This window comes from Pseudomonas sp. D8002 (genome assembly GCF_013385695.1).
GTDB lineage: Bacteria > Pseudomonadota > Gammaproteobacteria > Pseudomonadales > Pseudomonadaceae > Aquipseudomonas.
Window position 1 is genome coordinate 1 of the sequence record NZ_JACAPM010000034.1, and the last position, 16,387, is coordinate 16,387.

Annotated in this window: 11 protein-coding genes; 5 read left to right on the top strand and 6 right to left on the bottom strand. The window is 62.3% G+C overall.

Annotated elements, in window-relative coordinates; translation table 11 throughout:
• Positions 1-66: 66 nt before the first annotated feature.
• The 3 genes from HX807_RS20225 to acnA form a co-directional block, all read right to left on the bottom strand.
• Positions 67-1,632 carry a PAS domain-containing methyl-accepting chemotaxis protein gene (locus tag HX807_RS20225; protein ID WP_008437582.1) on the bottom strand — a complete coding sequence of 522 codons (1,566 nt, stop codon included), beginning with the start codon at positions 1,630-1,632 and terminating at the stop codon, positions 67-69.
• Positions 1,633-1,717: 85 nt separating this feature from the next.
• Entirely contained in the window at positions 1,718-2,509 is a 792-nt protein-coding gene (locus tag HX807_RS20230) for a CPBP family intramembrane glutamic endopeptidase (RefSeq protein ID WP_177050835.1), read from the bottom strand.
• A gap of 111 nt (positions 2,510-2,620) precedes the next feature.
• Positions 2,621-5,362, bottom strand: a complete 2,742-nt coding sequence (gene acnA / locus HX807_RS20235) for an aconitate hydratase AcnA (protein WP_008437584.1) — start codon at positions 5,360-5,362, stop codon at positions 2,621-2,623.
• A gap of 191 nt (positions 5,363-5,553) precedes the next feature.
• On the opposite strand from acnA, the gene rlmM reads away from it, so the two are divergent.
• Positions 5,554-6,627, top strand: a complete 1,074-nt coding sequence (gene rlmM / locus HX807_RS20240; RefSeq protein WP_003219000.1) for a 23S rRNA (cytidine(2498)-2'-O)-methyltransferase RlmM — start codon at positions 5,554-5,556, stop codon at positions 6,625-6,627.
• A gap of 108 nt (positions 6,628-6,735) precedes the next feature.
• A complete protein-coding gene (gene tusA / locus HX807_RS20245) occupies positions 6,736-6,987 on the top strand; it encodes a sulfurtransferase TusA (protein ID WP_003218998.1) in 252 nt (83 codons plus the stop codon).
• On the opposite strand, the gene HX807_RS20250 is transcribed toward tusA, so the two are convergent.
• Positions 6,984-8,372 carry an MATE family efflux transporter gene (locus HX807_RS20250; RefSeq protein WP_032899660.1) on the bottom strand — a complete coding sequence of 463 codons (1,389 nt, stop codon included), beginning with the start codon at positions 8,370-8,372 and terminating at the stop codon, positions 6,984-6,986. The genes tusA and HX807_RS20250 overlap by 4 nt on opposite strands.
• A gap of 327 nt (positions 8,373-8,699) precedes the next feature.
• Here HX807_RS20250 and pdxB point away from each other — a divergent pair, with 327 nt between their 5' ends.
• Positions 8,700-9,842 carry a 4-phosphoerythronate dehydrogenase PdxB gene (gene pdxB / locus HX807_RS20255; protein ID WP_008437589.1) on the top strand — a complete coding sequence of 381 codons (1,143 nt, stop codon included), beginning with the start codon at positions 8,700-8,702 and terminating at the stop codon, positions 9,840-9,842.
• A gap of 51 nt (positions 9,843-9,893) precedes the next feature.
• Here the strand turns inward: pdxB and HX807_RS20260 are convergent, their stop codons facing one another.
• Positions 9,894-10,067 carry a PA1571 family protein gene (locus tag HX807_RS20260; RefSeq protein WP_003218992.1) on the bottom strand — a complete coding sequence of 58 codons (174 nt, stop codon included), beginning with the start codon at positions 10,065-10,067 and terminating at the stop codon, positions 9,894-9,896.
• A 216-nt stretch (positions 10,068-10,283) separates the two neighbouring features.
• Here HX807_RS20260 and HX807_RS20265 point away from each other — a divergent pair, with 216 nt between their 5' ends.
• The gene (locus HX807_RS20265; protein ID WP_177050841.1) at positions 10,284-12,092 is read left to right on the top strand and encodes an ABC transporter transmembrane domain-containing protein; all 1,809 of its coding nucleotides are present in this window, start codon (positions 10,284-10,286) and stop codon (positions 12,090-12,092) included.
• Between the two features lie 63 nt (positions 12,093-12,155).
• On the opposite strand, the gene HX807_RS20270 is transcribed toward HX807_RS20265, so the two are convergent.
• A complete protein-coding gene (locus tag HX807_RS20270) occupies positions 12,156-14,084 on the bottom strand; it encodes a transglycosylase SLT domain-containing protein (RefSeq protein WP_008437594.1) in 1,929 nt (642 codons plus the stop codon).
• A gap of 212 nt (positions 14,085-14,296) precedes the next feature.
• On the opposite strand from HX807_RS20270, the gene HX807_RS20275 reads away from it, so the two are divergent.
• Positions 14,297-16,216 (top strand): ATP-binding cassette domain-containing protein, encoded by a 1,920-nt coding sequence (locus tag HX807_RS20275; protein WP_003218986.1) that lies wholly within the window; start codon positions 14,297-14,299, stop codon positions 16,214-16,216.
• Positions 16,217-16,387: the final 171 nt, after the last annotated feature.

The following is a 16,387-nucleotide window of genomic DNA, read 5'->3' on the forward strand; positions in this document are numbered from 1 at the left end:
ACCATAGAATCTCCCACATTTGAAATGCATTCCAAATGTGGGAGCGGGCTTGCTCGCGAAAGCGGTTTACCGGTTAAAGCGTTCTACCAGCGAGTACTGGGTATTGGCGGTATGCGTCAGCTCTTCACTCAACTGCGCCGAGTTCAACGCCTGTTCCGACGTCTGGTCCGCCAGCAGCGCAATGGTGCTGATGTTACGGCTGATCTCTTCCGCCACCGAGCTCTGCTCTTCGGTCGCCGCCGCAATCTGCGCCGTCATATCAGTGATGTGCGCCACCGCCTCGCTGATCCCGATCAGCGCCTGATCCGCTTCCATCACCCGTGCCACACCTTCTTCCGCCTGGCGATGCCCGGCGTCCATGGTTTGTACGGCCGCGCTGGCGGTCTGTTGCAGCTTGGCGATCAGCGCATGAATCTGCCCGGTGGACTCGCTGGTGCGCTGGGCCAGTTGCCGCACTTCGTCGGCCACCACCGCAAAGCCGCGACCCATCTCCCCGGCACGGGCCGCTTCGATGGCCGCGTTCAGCGCCAGCAGGTTGGTCTGGTCGGCGATGCCTTTGATCACATCCACCACGCCACCGATTTCGTCACTGTCCTTGGCCAGTTGGGTCACGGTCACGCCGGTCTCGCCCACGGCCACCGACAGGCGCTGAATCGCTTCGCGGGTTTCGCCGGCGATATCACGGCCACGCCCGGTCAGGCGATTGGCTTCCTGGGTGGCATCGGCAGTGCGTTGCACATGGCTGGCGACTTCCTGAGTCGTCGCGGCCATCTGGTTGACCGCAGTGGCCACCTGTTCGGTTTCCACGCGCTGGCGCTCAAGACCGCTGGAGCTGTTATGCGCCAGGGTGTTGGATTGCGCGGCCTGGTCGTTGAGGTGCTCGGCAGTGTCCTGCAGGCGTGTCAGGCAGGTCTTAAGACGCGCCTCCTGGCTGAGGATCGACATTTCCAGGCGCGCCTGGGCGCCGCGGCTGTCGGTGTACATCTGCGCGATCAGCGGGTCTGAGGTGGTCTGTTCGGCCAGGCGCAGCAAGCGCTTGAGCCCGCGTTGTTGCCAGCTCAGGCCCAACAGGCCCAGCGGTACCGACAGCGCCGCTGCCAGGGCAAAGCCCCAGTGGGAATTGAGCCAGACGCCAATCAGGAAGCTCAACTGGCTGACCAGGATAAACGGCAGCCAGTCCTGCAACACCGGCAGCCACTTGTCGCGGCGCGGGATGGCCGGCTTGCCCTGGTTGATGCGCTGGTAAAGCGCTTCGGCACGGCGGATCTGCTCGGCGGTGGGCTTGACCCGCACCGACTCGTAGCCGATCACCTGGTTGCCGTCGAAGACCGGTGTCACATAGGCGTTGACCCAATAGTGATCACCGCTCTTGCAGCGGTTCTTGACGATGCCCATCCATGGCAAGCCTTGTTTGAGCGTGGACCACATGTGTGCGAACACTGCCGCCGGCACATCCGGATGACGAACCAGGTTGTGCGGGGCACGCAGCAGTTCGTCATGAGAAAACCCACTGATCTCGACGAAGGCGTCGTTGCAGTAGGTGATCACGCCTTTGGCATCCGTGGTGGAGATCAACCGTTGCTGAGCGGGGAAGGTACGTTCGCGCTGGGTAACGGGTTGGTTATTACGCATGATTGTTCAATCCGCAAGGCTTTGACAGGTTGTCGACCGTTGCGGGGTTTTATTTAACTTATTTTTTGCAACAATCGGCGCAGCCTCAGCCCGCCAGCATCGGATAGGTAAACAACCCGAAATGCAGCAGGTTCAGCCCGAAGTGCGTAACGATCGCCGCGCCCAATCCGCTAAAGCGATACGCCAGGCCGTAGCCCAGGCCTGCGATGGTCGCCAGCAGGGTCCACTGCCAGCCTGCGCCCAGGTGTACCAGGCCGAACAGCAGGGCGGCCAACAGCAGGGCGAGGTTTTCACCATAGGGCAATTGCTTGAACCGTCGGCTCAGGCCGCCCTGGATATAACCGCGGAACAGCGCTTCCTCCACCAGGGTCACCAGCAGCAGGTTATTCAACACCCACAGCCAGGCCTGCTCCGGCCACTTCGGGGCCCAACTGATGACGCCCAGCAACGCAGCGCCGCCCAGGGCGGCAATCGCCGTCAGTGTCAACGCCAGGGCGGTGGCGTAGATCGACAGGCGCAGGGACCGGCGCGCAACAATCCACGGGCAGGCCAGCAGCAGCCAGAAGCCAATCAGCGGCTTGTCCTGGTTCAGGTACATCGAGAAAGGCACGGCGTCGTCCGTAAAGCGCTGCGGCGCGATCCCGCGACCGTTGTAGAACCCGGGCAGCCAATGCATCGCCAGCCCCAGCGCCAGCACGATAAACAGCCCGTGGCCCAGATAGCGTACCCACGGGTTTCGCTGTTGCCGCACGGCAAACCCGGCCAACAGCAGCATGGCGACAGACAGTGCCGCCATTAACCCCAATTGCCCGTAGCTCAAGGCAAGTACATAGCCGATGGAAAGAAGCGCCAGGTACAGCCATGGCAATGCAAGCATGGGGAATCCTTGTGACAGTCAAAATCTGAGGGCGGCAGTATACCGAGCGTCACCGACGGTAAAAATGAAAACACCGCCAGGGAAGGCGGTGTTTTGGGTAGCGCGTGTCAGTTACGAGGCAATCAACTGCCGCAACACGTAGTGCAGGATCCCGCCGGCCTTGAAGTACTCGACCTCATTGAGGGTGTCGATGCGGCACAGCACTTCGACCTTCTCGCTGCTGCCATCCTCACGGGTGATCACCAGCGTCAGGTTCATGCGTGGCTCGATCTCGGCGTTGGTCAGCCCGAGGATGTCGATCTTCTCCTTGCCGGTCAGCTTGAGTGCCTTGCGGTTCTGGTCCAGCTTGAACTGCAGGGGCAGCACGCCCATGCCCACCAGGTTGGAGCGGTGAATCCGCTCGAAACTCTCGGCGATCACCGCCTTGACCCCCAGCAGGTTGGTGCCCTTTGCCGCCCAGTCACGGCTTGAGCCGGTGCCGTATTCCTGGCCGGCGATCACCACCAGCGGGGTGCCCGAGGCCTGGTATTTCATGGCGGCGTCATAGATCGGCATTTTCTCGCCGGTAGGGATGTAGATCGTATTGCCGCCTTCCTCGCCGCCGAGCATTTCGTTGCGGATACGGATGTTGGCGAAGGTGCCGCGCATCATCACTTCATGGTTGCCGCGACGCGAGCCGTAGGAGTTGAAGTCCCGCGGTTCGACGCCTTGCTCCCGCAGGTATTTGCCGGCCGGGCTGTCGGTCTTGATGTTGCCGGCGGGGGAGATGTGGTCGGTGGTCACCGAGTCCCCCAGCAATGCCAGCACGTTGGCGCCCTTGACGTCTTCGATCACCGGCAGCGGGCCGCCGATGTCGTCGAAGAACGGTGGGTGCTGGATGTAGGTGGAGTCCTTCTGCCACACGTAGGTCGCAGCCTGCGGCACTTCAATGGCCTGCCACTGTTCATCACCGGCAAACACCTCGGCGTATTCCTTGTGGAACATCTGGGTGCTGACTTGCGCAACGGCGTCGGCGATTTCCTTGCTGCTGGGCCAGATGTCCCGCAGGTACACCGGTTTTCCGTCAGAGCCGGTGCCCAGTGGTTCGCTGCTGATGTCCATGCGCACGGTGCCGGCCAGGGCATAGGCCACCACGAGGGGCGGGGAGGCCAGCCAGTTGGTTTTCACCAGGGGGTGCACCCGGCCTTCGAAGTTACGGTTGCCCGAGAGCACCGAGGCCACGGCCAGGTCGGCTTTCTGGATAGCTTTTTCGATCGGCTCGGGCAGCGGCCCGGAGTTGCCGATACAGGTGGTGCAGCCATAACCCACCAGGTCGAAGCCCAGCTTGTCGAGGTATTGGGTCAAGCCTGCCGCTTTGTAGTAATCAGTCACGACTTTGGAGCCCGGCGCCAGGGAGGTTTTCACCCAGGGCTTGCTCTTCAGTCCTTTCTCCACGGCCTTTTTCGCCACCAGTCCTGCCGCCATCATCACGCTCGGGTTGGAGGTGTTGGTGCAGGAGGTAATGGCCGCGATCACCACCGCGCCGTTTTTCAGGCGATAGGTCTGGCCTTCGAAGTCGTAGTCGGCTTCACCGATCAGGTCGGCGTTGCCCACCGCAACACCGCCGCCGCCTTCGCTTTCCAGGCGGCCTTCTTCCTTGTTGGTGGGCTTGAATTGCAGGTCGAGGAAATCGCTGAAGGCCTGGCCGACGTTAGGCAGCGAGACACGGTCTTGCGGACGTTTCGGCCCGGCCAGGCTGGCTTCGACGCTGGCCATGTCCAGCGCCAGGCTGTCGGTAAAGATCGGCTCCTGACCTGCATTGCGCCACAGGCCCTGGGCCTTGGTGTAGGCCTCCACCAGTTTGACGGTTTCTGCAGGACGGCCCGACAGGCGCAGGTAGTCCAGGGTTACTTCATCCACCGGGAAGAAGCCACAGGTGGCGCCGTACTCCGGGGCCATGTTGGCGATGGTCGCGCGGTCGGCCAGTGGCAGATCTGCCAGGCCGTCGCCATAGAATTCGACGAATTTGCCGACCACGCCCTTTTTACGCAGCATCTGGGTGACGGTCAGCACCAGGTCAGTGGCGGTGATGCCTTCTTTCAGCTTGCCAGTGAGCTTGAAGCCGATCACTTCCGGGATCAGCATCGACACCGGCTGCCCGAGCATCGCGGCTTCCGCTTCGATCCCGCCCACTCCCCAGCCCAATACGCCGAGGCCGTTGATCATGGTGGTGTGGGAGTCGGTGCCGACCAGGGTGTCGGGGAAGGCATAGGTGCGGCCGTCTTCATCCTTGGTCCACACGGTGCGGCCGAGGTATTCCAGGTTGACCTGGTGACAGATGCCGGTGCCCGGTGGCACTACGCTGAAGTTGTCGAAGGCGCTCTGGCCCCAGCGCAGGAAGGCGTAGCGTTCGCCGTTGCGCTGCATTTCGATGTCGACGTTTTCCTGGAAGGCGCCGGTGGTGGCGAACTTGTCGACCATCACCGAGTGGTCGATCACCAGGTCCACCGGTGACAGCGGGTTGATGCGTTGCGGGTCACCGCCGGCCTTGGCCACGGCGGCGCGCATGGCGGCCAGGTCGACCACGGCGGGCACGCCGGTAAAGTCTTGCATCAGCACCCGGGCGGGGCGGTATTGGATCTCGCGGTCGGAGCGGCGCTCCTTGAGCCAGGCGGCAATGGCCTTGAGGTCGGCGCCGGTGACGGTCTTTTCGTCTTCCCAGCGCAGCAGGTTTTCCAGCAGCACCTTGAGGGACATCGGCAGCTTGTCCAGATCACCCAGGCTCTTGGCGGCTTCGGGCAGGCTGAAGTAGTGATAGGTCTTGTCGTCGATCTGTAAGGTTTTAAGGGTTCTCAGACTATCAAGGGATGACATTACATGACTCCTTATGGTCCGCACGGCTACGGACCTGACGGGACGAACAGAGCTTACAAATTAGCCCTGTTTTAAGTAGCTGGCTAATTACTGGACTCTATCAATAAGTCCAAGGTTCCGAACTCGGCTATCATGCGCGCGTTTTCATGACAGGCATTGCGCTATAGCAAGCCCGTGATCCAGGAGAGTTGATGAACACCCTTTTTATGCACTGCCGCCCGGGTTTTGAAGGCGAAGTCTGTTCCGAGATCGCGGAACACGCCGCACGCCTGAACGTTTCGGGCTATGCCAAGGCCAAGACCGGCAGCGCCTGCGCCGAATTTGTCTGCACCGAAGAAGACGGCGCCCAGCGCCTGATGCGCGGCCAACGCTTTGCCGAGCTGATCTTCCCGAGGCAGTGGGCGCGCGGGGTGTTCATCGACTTGCCGGAAACCGACCGTATCAGCGTGATCCTCGCGCACCTGCGGGATTTCCCGGTGTGCGGCAGCCTGTGGCTGGAAATGGTCGACACCAATGACGGCAAGGAGCTGTCGAACTTCTGCAAGAAATTCGAAGTTCACTTGCGCAAGGCGCTGATGGCCGCCGGCAAACTGGTGGAAGACGCCAGCAAGCCGCGCCTGCTGTTGACCTTCAAGAGCGGCCGCGAAGTGTTCATGGGCCTGGCCGAGTCGAACAACTCGGCCATGTGGCCGATGGGCATCCCGCGCCTCAAATTCCCGCGGGACGCGCCAAGCCGCTCGACCTTGAAGCTGGAAGAGGCCTGGCACCACTTTATACCCCGAGACCAGTGGGACGAGCGCCTGCACAGCGACATGACCGGCGTCGACCTCGGCGCAGCGCCTGGGGGCTGGACCTGGCAACTGGTCAACCGTGGCATGCTGGTGACCGCCATCGACAACGGCCCGATGGCCGAAAGCCTGATGGACACCGGGCTGGTGCAGCACTTGATGGCCGACGGCTTTATCTACACCCCCAAGCAGCCGGTGGACTGGATGGTCTGCGACATCGTCGAAAAACCGGCGCGCAATGCGGCCCTGTTGGAAACCTGGATTGGCGAGGGACACTGCCGCGAAGCGGTGGTCAACCTGAAGTTGCCGATGAAGCAGCGTTATGCCGAAGTGAAGCGCCTGCTTGAACGCATCGCGGAAGGCTTCAAGGAACGTGGCATCCGGGTGGAGATCGGCTGCAAGCAGCTGTACCACGACCGTGAAGAAGTGACCTGCCATTTGCGCCGGTTGGATGTGAAGAAGCCAAAGGCCCGGTAAACGCTGCTCAATGTAGGAGCGAGCTTGCTCGCGAAAAAACCGAGGGCGCCGCTGGCTACCTGGCGCCCCGCGTTACCGTTAAAATGCCGGCCTGTTTAGGAGTAAACCATGAGCCTGACCCCTGATTTACCCGTCGATGCCGTCCTCGACGCCACCGGCCTCAACTGCCCGGAGCCAGTGATGATGCTGCACCAGCACATCCGCGACCTGGCGCCCGGTGGCTTGCTCAAGGTGATCGCGACCGATCCGTCGACCCGTCGCGACATCCCCAAGTTCTGCGTGTTTCTCGACCATGAACTGGTGGACCAGCAGGAGCAGGCCGGTACTTACCTATACTGGATCCGCAAGAAATCGGCTTAAGCCCGGCGAATCCGCTTGCGTGCGCTGCGCACCAGGCGGATCACCAGCATCGCCGCGGCACAGCTCAGGCCCACGATCAGCCCCTGCCACAAGCCGCTCGGGCCGCGGGCGTCGCCCAGCCACTCGGTCAGCCCCAGCGCGTAGCCCACCGGCAAGCCCACGCCCCAATACGCAAACAACGTCAGCACCATGGTCACCCGAGTATCCTGGTAACCACGTAGTGCGCCGGCGGCCGTGACCTGGATCGCGTCCGAGAACTGAAACAGCGCCGCAAACACAATCAGCATCGCCGCCACCTGGATCACCAGCGGGTCCTGGGTGTAGATGGTGGCGATCTGTTCGCGAAACAGCAGCATCAGGCTGCAGGACAGGCAGGCATACACCAGCGCGGTGCCCATTCCGACACCCGCGGCAAAGCGCGCCTCACGGGGTTCGCCACGGCCCAGGGCCTGGCCCACGCGCACGGTGACCGCCATGCTCAGGGAGTAGGGGATCATGAACACCAGCGAGCTGAAGTTCAGCGCGATCTGGTGTCCGGCCACCACCGTGGCACCGAGGCTGCCGATCAGCAGCGCGATCACCGCAAAAATGCTCGACTCGGCAAACACCGCGATCCCGATGGGCAAGCCAATGCTCAACACACGCTTGATCACCGACCATTGCGGCCAGTCAAAGCGCTTGAACAGCTCGCTGCTCTGATACACCGGTGCCCAGCGGGTCCAGGCGGCCAGGCCAAGCATCATCACCCACATCACGATCGCCGTGGCCCAGCCGCAACCGATGCCGCCCATGGCCGGCACGCCGAAGTGGCCGTAGATGAACACATAGTTCAGCGGAATATTCAGCGCCAGCCCGCACAGACCCATGACCATGCTCGGCCGCGTTCGGCCCAGCCCGTCGCTGAAGCAGCGCAGCACGTAGTACAGCGCAATGGCCGGCATGCCCGAAGCGATGCCGTGCAGGTAGCCCATGCAGGGCTTGATCAACTCGGGATCGACCTTCATCAGGTGCAGGATCGGTTCGGCGCTGATCAGCAACAGCAGCGCGGTAATTCCCACCACCAGTGCCAGCCACATCGACTGGCGCACCAGCGGGCCGATTTCACCGTGGGTGCCGGCGCCAAAGCGCTGGGCGACTTTCGGCGTGGTGGCTAACAGGGTGCCGGTCATCAGCAGGTACACCGGGATCCAGATGGAGTTGCCCAGGGCGACCGCCGCCAGGTCTCGGGAGCTGACACGCCCGGCCATCACGGCATCGACGAACCCCATGGCGGTGGTCGCCAGTTGCCCGATCATGATCGGCAGCGCCAGGGCCAGCAGGTTGCGCACTTCAAGGCTGACGCGGGCGGGGCGAGAAAGGGCGGTGGTGGTTGTGGCAGTGTTCACGTACAGATGTCCGATAGGGGGAGCGCAGGACGGCGCATTCTACGCCTTGACGTGTTGGTCAGGAAAAAACCTGTGTTGTGGATTTGTAAACACATCCCCGCGCAAATGCAGCGTTTTGTGGCGAGGGCGCTTGCTGTGGTGAGGGAGCTTGCTGTGGCGAGGGAGCTTGCTCCCGCTGGGCTGCGCAGCAGCCCCATAACGGGCAACCGATGTGTACCTGAAAAAACACGGTGCTGCATTTGGGAGCGCTGCGCACTCCAGCGGGAGCAAGCTCCCTCGCCACAAGGAAAACCGCTGTACACTGCTGATCCGCGAAAGGAGCCTGCCATGCTGATTGTTGCCGACGAAAATATCCCGCTGCTCGATGCATTCTTTGAAGGATTCGGCGAGATTCGCCGGGTTCCGGGCCGGTCCATTGACCGCGCGACGATCGAGCAGGCCGATGTGCTGCTGGTGCGTTCAGTGACCAACGTCAACCGGGCCTTGCTCGAAGGCACGCCGGTGCGGTTTGTCGGCACCTGCACCATCGGCACTGATCACCTCGACCTCGATTACTTCCAGCGCGCCGGCATCCAGTGGTCCAGCGCCCCCGGCTGCAATGCCCGTGGCGTGGTCGACTATGTACTGGGCAGCCTGCTGACCCTGGCCGAGATCGAAGGCGCCGACCTGGCCCAGCGCACCTACGGTGTGGTGGGGGCCGGTGAAGTCGGCGGGCGTCTGGTCAAGGTGCTCAAGGCGTTGGGCTGGAACGTGCTGGTGTGCGACCCGCCCCGGCAGATCGCCGAGGACGGTGATTACGTCAGCCTGGAGCAGATCGTCGAGCAGTGCGATGTGATCAGTCTGCACACGCCGCTGAACAAATCCGGCAACGGCTCCACCTGGCACTTGTTCGACCGCGAGCGCCTCAACCAGCTCAAGCCCGGTGCCTGGCTGATCAACGCCAGCCGCGGCCCGGTGGTGGACAACGCCGCCCTCAAGGAGGTGCTGCTGGAGCGCGAAGACCTGCAGGCCGTGCTGGATGTGTGGGAAGGCGAGCCGCAGGTGGACGTCGACCTGGCCGACCTGTGTGTGCTGGCCACCCCGCATATCGCCGGCTACAGCCTGGACGGCAAGCAGCGCGGCACGGCGCAGATCTATCAGGCGTTTTGCCGGCATCTTGGTCAGGACCCGACGATTCAATTGAGCGACTTGCTGCCGGAGCCGTGGCTGGCCGAAGTCAGCCTCAATGCCAATACCGATCCGGCCTGGGCCTTGGCGACCCTGTGCCGCAGCGTGTACGACCCGCGCCGTGATGACGCGGATTTCCGCCGCAGCCTGGTAGGCACAGTGGATGAGCAGCGCAAGGCCTTCGACCTATTGCGCAAGCACTACCCCGAGCGGCGTGAGATTGACGGCTTGAAAGTGCGGATCAACGGCGAGTCTGCCGCCTTGTCGAGCATCGTGGCAGCATTGGGCGCACAGGCAATCTGAAGGCATAAAAAACCCGGCCATCAAGGCCGGGTTTAAGAGAGCGTGGGCGAATCAGCCTCGCTTGGCAGGCTTGACCAATTTCTGTTCCAGTTCGGCGCACGCGCTCTGGATCATTTCTTCGGTGATTTGCACTTCGCGGCCCTGAGCGTCGATATACGAGCAAGGCAATTGCTGCGGTTGGCGGATCACTTGAATTTTGGCGTTGCTGCTGTTTTGCAAGGACATGGCCCGTCTCCTCATCAGGTTGTGTACCTACTTTAAAACCCCCGCGTGACCGCGTTGTTACAACTCCTTGCGCGGCCCGCAGATCGAATGCCCAGTCCAGCAGAAACCGATACAAATTTCCAGCCGGTCCTTAGACCGATAGCCTCTAGGGCCTAGGTTCGGTGAGCATAATTAACCTGACTCATTGTGATTCGCTCAAGTTCCCCCCATGTAGCTATGCAGGTTCCCGTCTCCAACCTTCAGGTGAAACCCTCCATGCTCTCAGCCCGTCAACGCCGCGCGATTCGCCTGGCCAGTCGCTTCGTCGCTCCCTACCGCTGGCAGGCCCTGGGCGCCTTGTTGGCGCTGATCGTCACCGCCGGCATTACCTTGTCCATGGGCCAGGGTATTCGCCTGCTGGTGGACCAGGGGTTCATGACCCAGTCGCCGCACCTGCTCAACCAGTCCATCGGTCTGTTCATGATCCTGGTGCTGGGCCTGGCGGTGGGCACCTTTGCGCGGTTTTACCTGGTGTCGTGGATCGGCGAGCGGGTGGTGGCGGACATCCGGCGGCAAGTGTTCAACCACTTGATCTACCTGCATCCGGGCTTCTACGAAAACAACCGCAGCTCGGAAATCCAGTCCCGGCTGACCACCGACACCACCTTGCTGCAATCGGTGATCGGCTCCTCGCTGTCGCTGTTCCTGCGCAACGCCTTGATGGTGATCGGCGGGATCGTGCTGCTGTTTGTCACCAACCCCAAGCTCACCAGCATCGTCGTGATAGCGCTGCCACTGGTGCTGGCGCCGATCCTGATCTTCGGCCGCCGGGTGCGCAGCCTGTCGCGCCAGAGCCAGGATCGCATCGCCGATGTCGGCAGCTATGTGTCCGAAACCCTCGGCCAGATCAAGACCGTGCAGGCCTACAACCACCAGGTCCAGGACGAACAGCGCTTCGCGCTGACGGTGGAAGAGGCCTTCACCACCGCCCGCAAACGCATCGTGCAGCGCGCCTGGCTGATTACCCTGGTGATCATGCTGGTGCTGGGCGCCGTGGGCGTGATGCTCTGGGTCGGCGGCATGGACGTGATCGGCGGGCGCATTTCCGGTGGTGAGCTGGCGGCGTTCGTGTTCTACAGCCTGATCGTCGGCAGTGCCGTCGGTACCTTGAGTGAAGTGTTGGGCGAGTTGCAGCGCGCCGCCGGTGCGGCGGAGCGGATTGGCGAATTGCTGCAGTCGAGCAATGAGATCAAGGCGCCCGAAGCCAACGTGATCGAGCTGCCGGAGCGGGTCAGCGGCCGCCTGGAAATCCAGGATTTGCGCTTCTCCTATCCTTCGCGCCCGGATCGTTTTGCCATCGACGGCTTGAGCCTGAGCATCAATGCAGGCGAAACCCTGGCCCTGGTCGGTCCGTCCGGTGCGGGTAAATCGACGATGTTCGATCTGTTGCTGCGTTTCTACGATCCCCAGCAAGGCCGCATCCTGCTTGAAGGCCACCCGCTGACCGAGCTGGATCCGCTGGACCTGCGCCGCTGTTTCGCCCTGGTGTCCCAGAGCCCGGCGCTGTTTTTCGGCAGCGTTGAGGAGAACATCCGCTACGGCAATCCGACGGCCACCTTTGCCCAGGTCGAGGAAGCGGCGCGCATCGCCCACGCCCACGATTTCATTTTGCAAATGCCCGACGGCTACCAGACCCACCTGGGCGACGGCGGCATGGGCCTCTCCGGCGGCCAGCGCCAGCGGCTGGCCATCGCCCGGGCCTTGTTGGTGGATGCACCGATCCTGCTGCTGGACGAAGCCACCAGCGCGCTGGACGCCCAGAGCGAACACCTGATCCAGCAGGCGCTGCCGCAGTTGATGGAAGGGCGCACCACCCTGGTCATCGCCCACCGGCTGGCCACGGTGAAGAATGCCGACCGGATTGCCGTGATGGACCAGGGCAAGCTGGTGGCGGTGGGGACGCATCAGCAACTGATCGCCAGCAGTCCGCTGTATGCACGGCTGGCGGCGTTGCAGTTCAGTGATGGTGAGTCGACCACCCACTGATTCACCGCCCACAAAAAAGGCCCGCATCTCTCAATGCGGGCATTTTTTATGGGATAGCGTTACTTACTGATCATCAAAATACCGCTCATGCCAGTCCACCAGCGGCTGCGGTGCATTGAGCTTCTGCCCGTAGATCACCGAATAAGACAGCACGTTCTGCACATACTGGCGGGTTTCGTCGAACGGGATGCTTTCCACCCACACATCGAAACTCAGGTGATCGGCGCCGCGCAGCCATTGGCGTACACGGCCCGGGCCGGCGTTGTAGGCAGCGGTGGCGAGCACGCGGTTGCCGTTGAACTGGGCGTGGACCTGGCTCAGGTAGGCGGCGCCGAGCTGGATGTTCTTGTCCGGGTCGAGCACCTGCTGTTGCGAAGCCAGCGGGATGCTGAACTTTCGCGCAGTCTCCTTGGCGGTGCCGGGCATCAGTTGCATCAGGCCGGTGGCGCCGACGCCGGAGCGCGCGTCGTCCATGAAGGCGCTTTCCTGGCGGGTGATCGCAAATACCCAGCTGGAATGCACGCCGCGGACCTTGGCTTCGCGCACCAGGGTGTCGCGGTGGGCCATCGGGAAGCGGATGTCCAGGTCGTCCCAGTACTGCGCCTGGCTGATGGTGCGGATCGCCGGGAAGTACCACTTCATGTCATAGGCCAGCTTGGCCTGGGCGACCATTTCGTCGCGGTTGAAATGCCGGCTGACGTGGTACCACTCGCGGCGGCCATCAACGATCTGGCCACGGGCGTAGAACTCCAGGGCGCGGCGCACGCCCGGTGTGTTGCGTACCTTGTTCATCAGCGCCTGGCTCATCACCAGTGGCTTGTTGTTCAGTTGGTACGGGGACTGGGAGCGATCCGCCGCCAGGAAACCGTAAAAGTCTCGTTCCTTGGCCAGGCCCTTGTACATCACCAGGGCTTGCGGGTTCTTCGGCTCTGCCAGTTCCAGGCTGCGGGCCTGCCAGTAGCGCCAGCGGTTGGTGGTGGCCAAATCCTGGGGCAGCTTGCGGGTCAACTGGTAGGCGTCTTCCCAGCGGGCCAGGCGCAACAGCAGGCGCAGGCGCCATTCGGAAACGGTGTTGTCCCGCAGTTCCGGATCGTATTTGGTCATCACGTCGAGGGCGCGCGGGTCGTAGCGACGCGCCAGGGTCAGGCCGATTTCCCGGGCGATCGACACTTTTTCGTCACGCGAGAAGTGCATGCTGCTGGCATAACCGTCGAGCAGGGCCATGGCCTTGTCCGGGTCCTGGCGTGCCAGGCGGCGCAGGCCCAGGCCTACGGCATCGGACATGGCTTCGTTGGCCGGCAGGAAGCGCGATGGGTCGCCGAGCATGTCGGGCTTCTGCGCCACGTCCACCATCAGGCGGCCCTGGGCGCCGAGGGTCGGCAGGGTCTTCACCAGGCTGTTGGCCAACGGATAGTTGCGGGCTTCGGCGGCCAGCTTGGCGCGGTCCCAGATCTTCTGTTCGGTCAGTTGGCCGTCGGCGGCCCACTGGCCAAAGGTGGCATCACAGGCCGCAGGCTGGGATTTACCGGTCAGCCACAGCTTCTCGGTGGTTTTATAACCTTCGGCTTTTTGGTTGTGGGTCAGCTGGAATTGGCCATGGAGGCAGTCCAGTTCGACGAAATTGAGTTTGGCGTCGTAGTACTTTTCAAAGGTTTGCCAGTCGCCACGGTCGGCCAGCCAGCGCAACCAGCGCAGTTTCATCCAGTTGGCCTGGGGCAGGTCGCCGTTCTTGGCGAGGAATTGTTCGATCTCCTCGTTGCTGGCGGTTTTCAGTCGCGCCGTGAGCTCGTCGTAGGCGAGGTACGGCGTCAACGGGTAGTCGGCCAGGGCCTGGCTGTATTGGAAATACGGGCCGCTGTCGCCTTTGGCGAGGGCTCGTTTGGCTTCATCGTAATATTGACGTTGGGTGGTGAGGTCCACGGCCTGGGCGGATTGAACGGCGGTGGCAGAAAGAAGCAGACAAGATAAAAAGCTGAAAAGGCGACTGCGCATGAGACGTCCGTGCAGAGGAATCTGGACTAGTGCCGACGTCGCCGACACTGATTGCCCCTAGCTTAGCCTTTTGCCCGCAACCGGTGAAAGCTTTGCCGGTCGCTTCGTTCAAGTTCATCTGAAATGTCCAACAGAACGTGTCAGCGGCGAAAATGCCGGCCGCCTCGAGCCCTAAGTCAGGTAGAATGCGCGCCCAGTTTTTGGAGAAGCGTATGACCCTGCTCAAATTCAGCGATGTGTCCCTTGCTTTCGGCGCTATGCCGTTGTTGGACAAGGTGTCCTGGCAGATCGCCCGTGGTGAGCGGGTGTGCATCATCGGCCGCAACGGCACCGGCAAGTCCAGCATGATGAAGCTGGTAAAAGGCGACCAGAAGCCCGATGACGGCTCTGTCTGGCGCGCCCCGGGCCTCAAGATTGGCGAATTGCCGCAAGAATTGCCGGTGGCCGACGGACGGACAGTGTTCGACGTGGTTGCCGAAGGCCTCGACGGCGTGGGCGCACTGCTCGCCGAATACCATCACCTGGCGCAGAACTGCGTCACCGAAGCCGACCTGGACAAGCTGATGCACGTCCAGCAAGACCTCGAAGCCCGCGACGGCTGGCGCTTGCAGCAATTGGTCGACAGCACCCTGAGTCGCCTGCAACTGCCCGCCGACAAGACCCTCGCCGAATTGTCCGGCGGCTGGCGTCGCCGCGTCCTGCTGGCCCAGGCCCTGGTTTCCGAGCCGGATCTGTTGCTGCTCGACGAACCGACCAACCACCTGGACATCGGCGCAATCGCCTGGCTTGAAGAAGCCCTCAAGGATTTCCAGGGCGCCGTGCTGTTCATCACGCACGACCGTTCCTTCCTGCAGAACCTGGCAACCCGCATCCTCGAACTGGACCGTGGCGGCCTGATCGACTGGAACGGCGACTACGCCAGTTTCCTGGTGCACAAGGAAGCCGCGCTGTCTGCGGAAGAAACCGCCAATGCCCTGTTCGATAAGAAGCTGGCCCAGGAAGAAGTCTGGATCCGCCAGGGCATCAAGGCCCGCCGCACCCGTAACGAAGGCCGCGTACGTGCCCTGAAAGCCCTGCGTGTCGAGCGCAGCGAGCGCCGTGAACGCACCGGCAAGGCCAATATCCAGCTGGACACCGCCGACAAGTCGGGCAAGCAAGTGATGGTGCTGGAAAACGTCAGCTTCCATCACCCGGACGGCCCGTTCCTGATCAAGGACTTCTCCATGGTCCTGCAGCGCGGCGACCGTATCGGCCTGCTCGGCGCCAACGGTACCGGCAAGACCACCTTGCTCAAGCTGATGCTCAACGGCCTGCAACCCACCAGCGGTACCGTGGAAGAGGGCACGCGCATCGACGTGGCCTACTTCGACCAGCTGCGCCACCAGTTGGACCTGGAAAAAACCGTGATCGACAACGTCGCCGAAGGTCGCGACTTTATCGACATCGACGGCCAGAGCCGCCACGTGCTGAGCTACCTGGGCGACTTCCTGTTCAGCCCGCAGCGTGCACGTACGCCGGTCAAGGCCTTGTCCGGTGGTGAGCGTGCGCGCCTGCTGCTGGCCAAGTTGTTCAGCAAGCCAGCCAACCTGCTGGTACTCGACGAACCGACCAACGACCTCGACGTGGAAACCCTGGAACTGCTGGAAGAGGTTTTGCTGACCTTCAATGGCACCGTGCTGATGGTCAGTCACGACCGGGCATTCCTTGACAACGTGGTCACCAGCACCCTGGTCTTCGAAGGTGAAGGCAAGGTGCGTGAATACGTCGGTGGTTATCAGGACTGGCTGCGCCAGGGCGGCTCGCCGCGCCTGCTGGGCGTGACCGAGAGCAAGTCCGGCAAGGCTGACTTGACCTCGGCCGTGGTTGCTCCAGTGGCTGCTGCTCCGGCACCAGCCCAGGAAGCACCTGCTGCGAAGAAGAAGCTCAGCTACAAGCTGCAACGTGAGCTGGAAGCACTGCCGGGTGATATCGACGCCAAGGAACAGCAGATTGCTGCCGTTGAAGCTGAAATGGCTGACGCGGGTTTCTACCTGCGTCCGGCTGCAGAAACCGCCAAGGTGATTGCATCCCTCGAGCAGCTTAACAGCGAGCTTGAAGCCCTGGTTGAACGCTGGGCCGAGCTGGATGCCTGAGTGATTCAAACGCAATAAAAAACCCGGCGCTCATTTGTATGAGCGCCGGGTTTTTTGTATGAAACGCGGTTCAGATGTGGGAGCGGGCTTGCTCGCGAATGCGGTGTGTCAGTCCATATATTTGTCGACTGATCCACTGCTTTCGCGAGCGAGCCCGCTCCCACACAAGCC